This is a genomic window from Bacillus sp. YC2, assembly GCF_019891195.1.
Taxonomy (GTDB): Bacteria; Bacillota; Bacilli; order Bacillales; family Bacillaceae; genus Bacillus.
Genome location: NZ_JAHXDO010000013.1, coordinates 1 through 11,930, shown reverse-complemented (window position 1 = coordinate 11,930; position 11,930 = coordinate 1). Strand labels below are relative to the sequence as shown.

The window sequence follows — 11,930 nt, the reverse complement described above, 5'->3', positions numbered from 1 at the left end:
GTATACGTCCTGCGGGTTTGGTATGATAGTACTACTGCCCAATACGACACAGAAAGGAACATCCATTTGAACGAACAGGAAGTAAAAAAGGAAACGGTCATATTGGTCGGCTGCCAGCTGCCGCACATGACGGACGAGCATTTTGACCATTCGATGGACGAGCTTGCTTCACTTACGAAAACAGCTGACGGAACGGTGCTGACACAGATTACGCAAAAGCGGAACAGAGCGGATGCGGCTACATATATAGGTAAAGGGAAAGCAGAAGAGCTGAAGGCGTTATGTGAAGAGCTTGAAGCGGATCTGATCATTTTTAATGATGAGCTGTCACCGAGCCAGCTCAAATCACTTGCGACTGCAATTGAGGCAAAAATCATTGACCGTACGCAGCTCATTTTGGATATATTCGCGAAAAGAGCGAAAACGCGGGAAGGAAAGCTTCAAATCGAATTAGCGCAGCTTCAGTATGCGCTTCCAAGGCTGAGCGGACAAGGGATTAATCTCTCCAGACAAGGAGGGGGAATCGGGACGAGAGGGCCGGGGGAAACAAAGCTTGAAACCGACCGGCGCCACATCAGAAACCGCATTCACGAAATTAACGTGCAGCTGTCAACGGTCATTCGCCACAGAAGCCGTTACCGGGAAAGACGGAAGAAAAACGGTGTGCTTCAGGCAGCGCTTGTCGGTTATACCAACGCGGGCAAATCAACGTGGTTTAATCGATTAACAAGCTCTGACAGCTACGAGGAAGATCTGCTGTTTGCGACGCTTGATCCGATGACAAGAAAAATGGCGCTTCCGAGCGGCTACAGTGTGCTGTTATCCGATACGGTCGGGTTCATTCAAGACCTGCCGACGACTTTAATTGCCGCTTTCAGGTCAACGCTCGAGGAAGTAAAAGAAGCAGACTTAATCATCCATGTGATTGATTCCTCGAATGAGGATTACGCCGGGCACGAAAATACCGTTCTCAGTCTTTTGAAAGAACTTGAGGCAGATGATATTCCGGTTTTAACCGCCTATAACAAACGGGACGAAACACACCCGGATTTTATTCCGACTTCAGGAAACGAACACATTATGATCAGCGCCAGAATAGGAGGCGACGAAGCGAAATTAAAAGCGGAAATCGAAGCCTATTTGCGTCGAGAGCTTCTGACACCGTATGAGGCGCGTGTGCCGGCTGCGGAAGGCAGGCTGATTTCGCGAATCAAATCAGAGACCATGATCGACAGTCTTTATTTTAATGAAGAAAGTGAGCGCTACGAGATCTCCGGATACGTTCAAGCGGAACAAAGCATACTCGGTGAGCTGAAGAAATTCATGTAAGGAAGGATACACAAAATGTTTGACACACTGACACACGGCGCCCTTTTAAAAAAGACCGCCGAAGAAACAGAAGCAGAAATCTCCGCCGTTCATAAAAGAATTGAAGAAATCAGTGAACGGAATGAATGGAGAGTGCTGCAAAGCTACAGAAAGCATAAAGTAAGCGATACTCATTTTACCCCGTCAACCGGATACGGATACGATGACATCGGAAGAGATACACTGGAAGAAATTTATGCCGATGTATTCGGAGGAGAAGCGGGGCTGGTGAGACCGCAAATCATCTCCGGAACACATGCGATTTCAATTGCGCTATTCGGTGTGCTGAGACCGGGAGACGAATTGCTTTATATCACGGGCAAGCCTTACGATACGCTTGAAGAAATCGTCGGGGTAAGAGGCGGAGAGCATTCAGGCTCGCTCAAGGAATTTAACATCGGCTACAATGCGGTTGATTTAACAAGAGAAGGCAAAGTGGATGTTGAAGCGGTACGCGCTGCAATCGGTCCGAATACGAAAGTAATCGGCATCCAGCGCTCAAAAGGATACGCCAACCGTCCGTCTTTCTGTATAGAAGAAATAGAGGAAATGATCCGTTTCGTAAAGGAAATAAAAAAAGATGTAATTGTTTTTGTGGACAATTGTTACGGGGAATTTGCGGAAGAGCGTGAGCCTTGTCATGTCGGAGCAGACCTCATGGCCGGCTCATTGATTAAAAACCCAGGCGGCGGCCTTGCCAAAACGGGCGGCTACCTTGTCGGCAAAGCAAAGTGGATTGAAGCCTGCTCATACCGGATGACCTCACCGGGAATCGGAAGAGAAGCCGGAGCATCGCTTTATTCGCTTCAGGAAATGTACCAAGGTTTCTTTCTTGCCCCGCATGTTGTGGCGCAAAGCTTGAAAGGCGCCGTATTTACCGCCCGTTTCCTGGAAAAACTGGGCTTCACATCAAATCCTGCTTGGGACACGAAAAGAACGGATCTGATCCAATCGGTCGAGTTTAACGACCCTGATAAAATGATCGCCTTTTGCCAGGCGATACAATATGCTTCTCCGATTAATGCGCATGTGACACCGTATCCAAGCTATATGCCGGGATATGAGGATGATGTCATTATGGCTGCAGGCACGTTTGTGCAGGGGGCGAGTATTGAATTATCAGCGGATGGCCCAATCAGACCTCCTTATGTCGCGTACGTCCAAGGAGGATTAACCTATGCGCACGTCAAAAATGCAATTTGCAGCGCAGTAAATGCTTTAATGGAAAAAGGTCTGATATAAGCCATTTGAAATTTTCAAAGAATTTCATGTTAAGATTCCTTACATATTGTTGACACAAAATATAACATCACCTATAATGAGACTAAGATAAGAAAAGGAGGAAATTGAGATGAGTGATAACATTCGCCGCTCAATGCCTTTATTTCCAATAGGAATTGTCATGCAGTTAACAGAACTGTCTGCCCGGCAAATTCGATATTATGAGGAAAATGGACTGATATTTCCGGCAAGAAGCGAAGGGAATAGACGATTATTTTCATTCCATGATGTAGATAAACTGTTAGAAATTAAGAACCTGATTGAACAAGGTGTCAATATGGCGGGGATTAAGCAAATTCTGGATAAGGCATCTGCCCAGCCGGAAGAAAAATCCGAAAAAACAGCCAAATCGATGAAGCACAATCTGTCTGACGATGAACTCAGAAAACTTCTGAAAAATGAACTGATGCAGGCAGGCCGTTTCCAAAGAGGCAATACCTTCCGCCAAGGTGATATGTCCCGATTCTTTCATTAATCCGTTAGCAACTGTTTTGCTATATACATTTACCTTTTTAGAGGAGGAGTTTTACGAAATGGCAAAGTACACAAGAGAAGATATCGTAAAATTAGTAAATGAGGAAAACGTTAAGTATATCCGTCTTCAATTTACAGACATTCTCGGAACAATTAAAAACGTTGAAATTCCTGTGAGCCAGCTTGAAAAAGCACTCGATAATAAATGCATGTTCGACGGATCTTCCATTGAAGGTTTTGTTCGCATCGAGGAGTCTGACATGTACTTATATCCTGACCTAAATACATTTGTCATCTTCCCATGGACGGCTGAAAAAGGTAAAGTAGCACGTTTCATCTGTGACATCTACAATCCGGACGGCACGCCGTTCGAAGGTGATCCGCGAAACAACCTCAAACGGATTTTGAAAGAAATGCAAGAACTTGGATTCAGTGATTTCAATCTTGGGCCTGAGCCTGAATTCTTCTTATTCAAATTGGACGAAAAAGGCGAACCGACACTTGAATTAAACGACAAAGGCGGATACTTTGATTTAGCTCCGACTGACTTGGGAGAAAACTGCCGCCGTGATATCGTTTTGGAACTTGAAGAAATGGGCTTTGAAATCGAAGCGTCTCACCATGAAGTTGCGCCCGGACAGCACGAAATTGATTTTAAATATGCCGGCGCCATCCGTTCTTGCGACGACATCCAAACGTTTAAGCTCGTTGTAAAAACAATCGCCCGCAAGCACGGCCTGCATGCGACATTCATGCCGAAGCCGCTGTTCGGCGTAAACGGTTCAGGTATGCACTGTAATCTATCACTCTTCAAAGATGGCGTTAACTCATTCTTTGATAAAGACGCTGAACTTCAGCTGAGCGAAACGGCAAAGCATTTCATTGCCGGTATCGTGAAACACGCGACAAGCTTTACGGCTGTCACAAACCCGACAGTGAACTCTTACAAACGTCTCGTTCCCGGTTATGAAGCACCTTGCTACGTGGCATGGAGCGCGCAAAACAGAAGCCCGCTTATCCGTATCCCGGCTTCCCGCGGCATCAGCACACGTGTTGAAGTGCGCAGCGTAGACCCTGCAGCAAACCCGTACCTGGCGTTAAGCGTATTGCTTGCAGCAGGTCTTGACGGAATCAAAAACAAACTCGAAGCGCCTGCTCCGATTGACCGCAACATCTACGTCATGAGCAAAGAAGAGCGTATGGAAAACGGAATCGTAGACCTTCCGGCAACACTGGCGGAAGCCCTCGACGAATTCAAATCAAATGAGGTCATGGTCAGCGCCCTTGGAGAGCACCTATTCGAACACTTCATCGAAGCAAAAGAAATCGAATGGGATATGTTCCGCACACAAGTGCACCCTTGGGAGCGCGAACAGTATATGTCTCAGTATTAATCTCTCAATCCCTTGGCACAATTGGTGGTCAGGGGATCTTTTGATTTGTTAACAAATTTAATAACTTAATATAAATCATGTACCGCCCACAAAACACCCACAAAAAATTACTCCATCATTATGGAGATATAATCCTCGTACTTATTCATTGAATCTCTCTGTCAATTTTTTTGCTGATGTGTGAGTAAATATCTGACGGCAGTTGAATACTTTTATGGCCAACCGTTCTTGTACATATTTCATTGATGTACCTGACTCAAGGAGCAAAACAGCATGTGTGTCACGAAGGGCGTGAATTGGGAGTTTCTCTAAACCAGTTTTATTTAGTATTCGGACAAAAGCATTAAACAAGGACGATTTAAGTAAATGTGAACCATCGAGTGAAGACTAAGTTAAGGTCATGGTGATAGATCTTATTTAAGCTGAAGTTTATCTTCGTTTTGTCGTTGTTCTTAGTTGGAGAAGTTCATTAACCAACCTTTGTTCAATAGTAATAATACGTCTGGATGAGTAGGTCTTAGGGTCACCAAACAATTCATCTTTTGAGATTGCTTTAAAATCTAGAGTTTTAGAAATTGAGATTTGAATAACTCAGCGGCTTTTTTATTACTCAAAAGGAGACGATGAAACATAGGAAAATGACTCAAAACTTTATTCCAGCGGGACACAATAACAGAACGGGATACGCAATGAACCAGGCATAATATCACAGTTCATAACACGGCGAACACAGCAAAAGGGGCAAACGCAGCCATGCACGCCCGTTATGAGAAAAATCCGGAAACACCAACCAGCTGGCATTTTACAGTTGACGAAAAAGAGATATATCAACATCTGCCATTGAACGAGAACGGCTGGCACGCCGGCGATGGCGGCACCGGCAACCGTAAGTCTATCGGTATTGAAATTTGCGAGAACGATGGAGATTTTGAAAAAGCTGTGGCAAATACCCCAATGGCTGATCAAAAAGCTAATGAAGGAGCATATGGAAAGGTAAAGTATCAAGATATGACAGCTGAAGAAAAAGACGTAATAAATGATTTTGAGGGGTGGACAATCTTACAGTGAAACGGTAAATAACACATCGTATTACATCATGGATACATCAAAGCTTTTAATCCTTACATCATGACACTCATTAAAGTTTAAATAAAACAACAATTTCAAACAGATAGGAGAGATTGAAATGACGGTACAGAACAAAAACACTTGGGATTAGCTTTTGTAAAGGTTGATCTTGGAAATGATTATTTAATCAATTGTTAGGATTGGACATAGGAACAGAGCAAAAAACAAGAGAAGTATTTGATCGGATCAAGAACGAATTCAAAAAGAATAAAGGTGAACCTGTAAAATAATAAAAAAGTTATTTAATTTAAACATAAAAAATAAGAGCTGTTCTACGTTTTATTGTAGTATGGCTCTTTAAAGTTGTTTAATATGAGGTATATCTTCTACTTTTTTCTCCTATAAACATGCTTAAAATTTCTCCAGGTAACCCCTCGATTTCACAAATTTTCTCTGAAGTAAATCCTTGCTTTATTAAAATTTTTCTAGAAGGGATATTTTCTGGATCAATAACTGCTTTCAATATCTTCAAATTTGTTTGTTTAGCTAATTCAATTAATTGTTTTGCAATTGTACTACCATATCCTTTCCCCCAATATTTAGGCAATATCATATAGCCAATTTCTGCTTCTTCGCTTTTGTGTTCAGTTAATGTTAAATGTCCAAGTCCAATAAATTCTTCTGCCACACGATTGTAAACTTTATAAGAGCCATAAAACTCATATTTTTCATTACGCTCTAATAACTTTTGATAATTTACCTGAGCCTCTCCTAACGGAATCGCTCGTTCTGTAATTTGTGCCATAACTTGTTCATTCGACACTAGTTGGAAGTAATCGTTAAAGTCTGTTGCTTCAAATTTCTTAAAGATTAATTGAGGCATTTTTTCTCAATCCCCCTTTTACTTATAAAAGTTCTTCTTACTTATTGTACCTTAATAGAAAAGATGGACACTATTTTCATAGTATCGACTTCCATATGGGGGAATTATAGAGGGCTATCCTCTTACCAAAAAAATGAAGGGGATTTTATTTGCAATAAAGTGTGAGTCTAAAGATGATTATCACGAGGATGGAGCAGTTTAAAGAAAATAAGGTAAGCAGCAGACTAACATGATGAAACTGAACATGACCAGCAGGTTAAAATAGGTAGTCTCAGCTGATGCTCGGTTGTATAATTAAGGTAAGATGAGCCAATGAAGGCAATATATTTTTTGTTATAAAGGAGAAGTAACTATGAAACAATTTCGATTTAAGGGTACAGTGCTATTAGATAATGAATTGTGGTGTGTAAAAGATGAAAATGGCGTAATTCAAGATGCAGGTGAGTTATTAACTGGAATTGATATATTAACGGAAAATAATGTGCCAGGCAGCTTTGAACTCATTGAAGGTGATGAAATTGAAATCATAGTTAAAAGAAAATAAATTGATTTTATCATATAAAACTGAATAAACCATGTCGTTTATTCTGAAAAAAGAGAGATGTGAACAATGATAAATGTCTTAACTAATATCTTAAAAAATGACAGATTGGATGAATACCCATTATTTAAAAAGTTTTGCTCTCTCAAAGAAAAAGGGTTACGAAAGGAATCCTTTAAAGCATTATCTTTCTTTATCGATGAAGCCAAGACGTGGGATAATAATGCTCAACAGAATTTTGCTAGTTGGCTATTTGCTTTATTTGAAACATCAGATGATATTCACCATGTACTCGTTCATCCTTTGGAAAAGGAACTTTTAAAGCCTTTACTTGAGTTATGGATAAAGAGTAATCCCGCAGATCCAAGACCATACAGATGGTATGGTGTGTTTTTAAATACTGAAGAAAACCGTGTCGATTACTTACATAATGCACTTAGACTTGGTGGTAACAACGAACAATTATCCTTATTAACGCTAATCGATATTAATTTAAACTCCCTTTGGTATTCTTTTCATCATATATCCGAAGATTTGTATCTTGGCGATATTAAAGAAGATACAGAACTTCTTACTACGTCCCAGCAGTTAAACAACAAGGTAGAATGTCGACAAACAAGAAAAAACAATAACGAAGTACTTAACTATTATCAAGATCTGTTGAATGACTGGTTGTTGTTTAAAGAAGAACAATCAAAGGGATTTGTTGAATGGTGTGAAAATAAGGATAGAAACTATGATTGGGTCAAAGCTTATTATTACGAAAAATAACAATTGAGTGCAGCTTTTTTGTTAATTGCAAGCATGTTGCAGTGGTAAAAGCTATTGAGCAAGAGCGTGAAGAAATGTTCAACGCTTTTGAATTAAAAATGAATGACTCAATTGAAAAACGTGATCGATTACTAATGCGAAGTATCAACCGGACTATGGAAGAAAAACGCTTGGAGATCGCAGCAGCGCAGGAGGAAAAGATAACATGGTGGAGCAAACTGTTTTCAAATTCAAAAATACTGGGGTGTCAATTGCAACAATCCAATCCTTGCTTTAAAATACCAATTGTGAACTCCGTTAGAGGTATAACAAATAATAAAATCTGATTAGAATTGCAAATTTAAAAAAGGGGGGATGATATGGAAATTGAACTACTAAAAACATTCCTGTTGGCAGCGAAGAAGGAGAACTTTCGAGAAGTTGCAGAAGAATTGATGATGACACAATCAGCTGTTTCAAAACAAATTCAAAAACTCGAAAAAGTATTGCATATCCAATTATTTGACCGAGTTCAAAAACGAGTTATTTTAAATGCAAATGGCCATTATTTTTTACCCCGAGCAATTCAATTAGTAGAGTTTGAAGAGCAAATAGTTCGGGAAATGAAAGCATTTCAGGCTGGATATTCTCGAAAGGTTTCTTTAGGGGTGGCTCCTCAAATTGCAAATTCCACTCTTCCTCTTATTATTCGGCATTTTAAACAACTTCAACCAGATGTAATTATTCAAATTGACATCTTACCATCAAATGAGATTGGCGAGGCTGTTTTTCGGCAACAAATTGATATCGGATTATCGAAAGTTCTCTCAACTAGAGAACTATTAACAACGATGATTGCAAATGAACCTGTTATGATTGTAGGTCCTCAACCATTTGATGCAGAGGATTTTAAATTATTAATAAAAGATTATCCAATATATACACATGCATTTTCTCCATACTGGGAGCAAATTGAACGTCATTTGCCAAGGGATTGCCAAATAGAAAGGCTGAACCAAACGGAAGTAATTAAAACTTTTATTAAACAAGGGATGGGTATTGCATTCTTACCTAAAAGCGTTGTCCAAATGGAAGTAGGAAAAGGAGAACTTTTTGCTCAAATTCCTCAAATAGATGATGACGTTCTATCCTCTACATTCGTTTATACTAAATACGAACATCCTTTATTTGATAGATTTATAGAAGCTTGTATCGCTATATATAAAAAATGAAAAGCAGCTTGGAGAGTATCCAAGCTGCTTTGTATTAAGGCTTTTTTGCAATGAAACGGAGGCGCCAATAATCTGCAACCCAACCATTTTCTTTATAAAGTTGAGGATGTAAAATACGTTCGCATTCGCTATAAATTGCTTCTTTTTCATCATTTAAAAGGTTTTTGAACATATTGTTACTAAACATTTCAAGCCAATTACGAATACCATTTTCTTCAACTAAAGGTGTTGGTCGTTCATAATGCTCGATTGTTATTACATTAAAACCAACATTGATAAGATGGTCTGTCATTTCCTCTTTTGTTGGAAACACCCAAGGGAATAAAGTAGCATTATACGGAATTGATAGACGATCGGATGCTTCTTTTATGGCATTCACAATAGATTGGATATTATTAGCCCCACCTAATTCAGCCACGAAACGGCCATTGGGGAGAAGAACATCATAACAATTTTGAACAACCTTCTGTTGGTTTTTCATCCAGTGAATGGCAGCATTTGAGAACACTGCATGAAATTGAAGGTCAAAAGAAAACTGCTCGCCATCTTGCACACTGAAGTGGATATTAGGGTACTTTTCTTTAGCAGCTTCAATCATAGACTCTGCAGCATCAATGCCAGTAACAGTAGCACCACTTTTTGAAATACCATGAGCTAAATCTCCTGTCCCACAACCAACATCTAGAATATGTTCTCCCTTTTGTGGATTTAGGAAGGAAACAAGATCTTCACCAAAAACTGAAACAAACTTGTGCTTGTTATCATAAAGAGTTGCATTCCAATTGGTCATTTATACCATCTCCCAAATGTTGATATATTCAGATTATCATGTCAGATGTGGATTAATCTAATAATTAATTAAGTAATATTTGATTCCTATCTGGAATCAAATGGCTCATTTTCGTTTACCGCCGGTAGGTTTTTTGCGATTTTTGACCTTTATCTTTGGTTGGTCAACTGGTCAAAAATCTGTTAATTTTAATAAAAACAATGTTTGAATCAGACTGTTTAATCGTAAGAGGAGTTAAAATTGATGGTTTTAAGATACCTAGCTGTACTGGTTTTGTCGGCTGTATGTGCTACACTGGTATATGTTGTCAGCCTTGATCAAGCTGAGTATATTCCTTATCTTATAATGTGTGGGATCATGTTGACATGTTATTTAATTTTTGAATTGCCATTGCAGCTTATCTTAAACCGAAATCCTAGAAGGTTCAATTTTAAATATCTCTTAATCTACACAGTGTGTTCATTTGTTGCATGGCTAATCATGGTCGTTCTCTTTGAACCTTATAATCCAATAGGGTCTATATTAGCGAGTTATGAGATTTACTTATTCAGTGTACTATTTGCTCTGATCTTTTGGCTTTGGGACTCTATTCTTGTACAAAAAGTTGCGGTTAAGTAACTGTGCACTCTGAATAAAAACACCATTTGAAACAGATTAAATATCGTGCTTTAATCTGGATAGGTTAATTGGTTATAGGAGGGAAATAGACAAAATAGAATAAGTTTATGTATGAAAAGGGGTTTAAAAATGCGAGCATTAAGTTACTTAAGCGTTCTTGTTATGTCTGCAATATGTGCTGCCCTTGTTTATGTTAACAGTGTGGATTATGATGATGATTACATTCCTTACTTTATAATTTGTGTTATTCTTTTAATATTCTATTTTGTTTTTGCTTTACCTGTACAACTTTTCTTAAACCGTAATCCTAAAAAGTTTAATTTAAGATACCTCTTGATTTACATATTCTTTTCATTTTCAGTTTGGTTTGTCTTTGCAGTGCTAACCGATCTGCATAATTACAAAGAAACTTTAAAGAGTCATGAAATTTACTTATTTAGTATCTCATTTGCTCTAATCTTCTGGGTATGGGACTCTGTTTTTGTTCAAAAGGCTACGGTTAAGAAAAATGAGCAACTTTAATAAAAACAGCAATTAAAGAATCCCTCTTTTCAAAGGGGGATTTTGTTACAGGGAACCCCAGATAGAACGTCCACCAGTGTGCCCAGTCTTCTTATGAATATTCTTGTCTACTAACTGAAGTCTTCCTCTGTTTTCATGATGATGCCATAAGTAGCCTCTAGGTGTCTTTCCATTTTTAATATCTTGAATTTGATATTTGTTAAATTTTTTTGCGTGTTCCCAAGTGTTAATTGCCTGTTTTAAAGCATAGTTTGCATTCTTAAATTGAATAGCATTTGATGATTTGATTTGCCCTAATGTCAAATTATAATTATACTTTGCAGCAAAAACAGGAAAACCTTTGGAAACTTAAATTTCACTCCTGTTTTTGGCTTTTTGCCGGCTAGCTTACCATTTCTTACAGCTATCTTTTTTGTTGTGGATTTGAGCGTCTGTTTAACTAATAGTTTGCCTCCGACACGGCTAACAACAGCGATTACCGGGGAAGTAACCAGCCGAACTGAGCATGAAGTTCTTCATCAGTTCCGGTTGCATCTGCTTCTGGGTCAGTCTTTTCTTCTGTTCCGTTAACTATGTTTTCATCAAAGACTTTGTCTGTTACATCCTGAGCTTCTTCAGAGATAGAATCATTAGTTAAATCATCTTCTAAATCACCATCATAAATGGGAGCATCAGCTAAGTTGTGTTAATAAGGATCATCTGATACATCTGAATAGTCTTCATAGTTTTTTTCTTCATAACCAGCTTCATTATCTGTTATATCTTCATCAGATGTAAGGGTATGTACACTCTTCGTACGGGGATTTTCTTTCCTGTTTGGAGATTGAAACCGGTGAAACAGATTATAAAATGGAGTGTCAAATAGTGATTAAAACAGAAAAATAGACAATAAAACTATGATTTTAATAAAACCCCCTTCTTACAGAAGGGGATAGAGTCTTAAAAGAGAAATAAAGTTTTGTTATTTAAAATGATTGAACTAACTGAATTGTTATGTAAACTGCTACTG

General features: G+C 38.8%; 14 protein-coding genes and 1 pseudogene. 11 read left to right on the top strand and 4 right to left on the bottom strand.

What is annotated here, in order from left to right:
- Positions 1-66: 66 nt before the first annotated feature.
- From hflX to glnA, 4 genes are all read left to right on the top strand, one after another.
- Positions 67-1,329, top strand: coding sequence for a GTPase HflX (gene hflX, locus KY305_RS17070; protein ID WP_223063557.1), 1,263 nt, complete (start codon positions 67-69; stop codon positions 1,327-1,329).
- A 15-nt stretch (positions 1,330-1,344) separates the two neighbouring features.
- Positions 1,345-2,610: a methionine gamma-lyase family protein gene (locus tag KY305_RS17065; protein ID WP_223063556.1), complete on the top strand. Its 1,266-nt coding sequence runs from the start codon at positions 1,345-1,347 to the stop codon at positions 2,608-2,610.
- A gap of 109 nt (positions 2,611-2,719) precedes the next feature.
- Positions 2,720-3,124, top strand: a complete 405-nt coding sequence (locus KY305_RS17060; protein ID WP_214799099.1) for a MerR family transcriptional regulator — start codon at positions 2,720-2,722, stop codon at positions 3,122-3,124.
- Between the two features lie 58 nt (positions 3,125-3,182).
- Positions 3,183-4,517 (top strand): type I glutamate--ammonia ligase, encoded by a 1,335-nt coding sequence (glnA, locus tag KY305_RS17055; RefSeq protein ID WP_214799097.1) that lies wholly within the window; start codon positions 3,183-3,185, stop codon positions 4,515-4,517.
- 141 nt (positions 4,518-4,658) lie between these two features.
- Here glnA and KY305_RS20410 read toward each other — a convergent pair whose 3' ends face one another.
- On the bottom strand, positions 4,659-4,868 hold the full coding sequence (locus KY305_RS20410; protein WP_396021543.1) for a site-specific integrase: 210 nt from the start codon (positions 4,866-4,868) through the stop codon (positions 4,659-4,661).
- A 287-nt stretch (positions 4,869-5,155) separates the two neighbouring features.
- Here KY305_RS20410 and KY305_RS17050 point away from each other — a divergent pair.
- Positions 5,156-5,502, top strand: a pseudogene (locus KY305_RS17050) (peptidoglycan recognition protein family protein); the annotation flags it as partial.
- A gap of 450 nt (positions 5,503-5,952) precedes the next feature.
- Here KY305_RS17050 and KY305_RS17045 read toward each other — a convergent pair.
- Positions 5,953-6,468, bottom strand: a complete 516-nt coding sequence (locus KY305_RS17045) for a GNAT family N-acetyltransferase (protein WP_223063555.1) — start codon at positions 6,466-6,468, stop codon at positions 5,953-5,955.
- A gap of 352 nt (positions 6,469-6,820) precedes the next feature.
- On the opposite strand from KY305_RS17045, the gene KY305_RS17040 reads away from it, so the two are divergent.
- The 4 genes from KY305_RS17040 (at position 6,821) to KY305_RS17025 (ending at position 8,991) form a co-directional block, all read left to right on the top strand.
- Positions 6,821-7,012: a hypothetical protein gene (locus tag KY305_RS17040; protein WP_223063554.1), complete on the top strand. Its 192-nt coding sequence runs from the start codon at positions 6,821-6,823 to the stop codon at positions 7,010-7,012.
- 66 nt (positions 7,013-7,078) lie between these two features.
- Positions 7,079-7,780: a hypothetical protein gene (locus KY305_RS17035; RefSeq protein ID WP_223063553.1), complete on the top strand. Its 702-nt coding sequence runs from the start codon at positions 7,079-7,081 to the stop codon at positions 7,778-7,780.
- Positions 7,750-8,106 carry a hypothetical protein gene (locus KY305_RS17030; protein WP_223063552.1) on the top strand — a complete coding sequence of 119 codons (357 nt, stop codon included), beginning with the start codon at positions 7,750-7,752 and terminating at the stop codon, positions 8,104-8,106. Before KY305_RS17035 ends, KY305_RS17030 begins: the two co-directional genes overlap by 31 nt.
- A gap of 33 nt (positions 8,107-8,139) precedes the next feature.
- Positions 8,140-8,991, top strand: a complete 852-nt coding sequence (locus tag KY305_RS17025; RefSeq protein WP_223063551.1) for a LysR family transcriptional regulator — start codon at positions 8,140-8,142, stop codon at positions 8,989-8,991.
- A gap of 34 nt (positions 8,992-9,025) precedes the next feature.
- On the opposite strand, the gene KY305_RS17020 is transcribed toward KY305_RS17025, so the two are convergent.
- A complete protein-coding gene (locus KY305_RS17020) occupies positions 9,026-9,781 on the bottom strand; it encodes a class I SAM-dependent methyltransferase (RefSeq protein ID WP_262417845.1) in 756 nt (251 codons plus the stop codon).
- Between the two features lie 243 nt (positions 9,782-10,024).
- On the opposite strand from KY305_RS17020, the gene KY305_RS17015 reads away from it, so the two are divergent.
- Together KY305_RS17015 and KY305_RS17010 are read left to right on the top strand one after the other, a co-directional pair.
- Positions 10,025-10,399, top strand: coding sequence for a UPF0715 family protein (locus tag KY305_RS17015; RefSeq protein ID WP_223063550.1), 375 nt, complete (start codon positions 10,025-10,027; stop codon positions 10,397-10,399).
- Between the two features lie 129 nt (positions 10,400-10,528).
- Positions 10,529-10,921, top strand: coding sequence for a UPF0715 family protein (locus KY305_RS17010; RefSeq protein WP_223063549.1), 393 nt, complete (start codon positions 10,529-10,531; stop codon positions 10,919-10,921).
- A gap of 45 nt (positions 10,922-10,966) precedes the next feature.
- On the opposite strand, the gene KY305_RS20140 is transcribed toward KY305_RS17010, so the two are convergent.
- Positions 10,967-11,224: an HNH endonuclease gene (locus tag KY305_RS20140; protein WP_262417844.1), complete on the bottom strand. Its 258-nt coding sequence runs from the start codon at positions 11,222-11,224 to the stop codon at positions 10,967-10,969.
- Between the last annotated feature and the right edge of the window lie 706 nt (positions 11,225-11,930).

What these genes read in the sequence shown, in the direction of transcription:
- KY305_RS17065 (WP_223063556.1), top strand. Translation starts at nt 1,345, where the DNA reads ATGTTTGACACACTGACACACGGCGCCCTTTTAAAAAAGACCGCCGAA.
- KY305_RS17060 (WP_214799099.1), top strand. Translation starts at nt 2,720, where the DNA reads ATGAGTGATAACATTCGCCGCTCAATGCCTTTATTTCCAATAGGAATT.
- glnA (WP_214799097.1), top strand. Translation starts at nt 3,183, where the DNA reads ATGGCAAAGTACACAAGAGAAGATATCGTAAAATTAGTAAATGAGGAA.
- KY305_RS17045 (WP_223063555.1), bottom strand. Translation starts at nt 6,468, where the DNA reads ATGCCTCAATTAATCTTTAAGAAATTTGAAGCAACAGACTTTAACGAT.
- KY305_RS17040 (WP_223063554.1), top strand. Translation starts at nt 6,821, where the DNA reads ATGAAACAATTTCGATTTAAGGGTACAGTGCTATTAGATAATGAATTG.
- KY305_RS17035 (WP_223063553.1), top strand. Translation starts at nt 7,079, where the DNA reads ATGATAAATGTCTTAACTAATATCTTAAAAAATGACAGATTGGATGAA.
- KY305_RS17025 (WP_223063551.1), top strand. Translation starts at nt 8,140, where the DNA reads ATGGAAATTGAACTACTAAAAACATTCCTGTTGGCAGCGAAGAAGGAG.
- KY305_RS17020 (WP_262417845.1), bottom strand. Translation starts at nt 9,781, where the DNA reads ATGACCAATTGGAATGCAACTCTTTATGATAACAAGCACAAGTTTGTT.
- KY305_RS17015 (WP_223063550.1), top strand. Translation starts at nt 10,025, where the DNA reads ATGGTTTTAAGATACCTAGCTGTACTGGTTTTGTCGGCTGTATGTGCT.
- KY305_RS17010 (WP_223063549.1), top strand. Translation starts at nt 10,529, where the DNA reads ATGCGAGCATTAAGTTACTTAAGCGTTCTTGTTATGTCTGCAATATGT.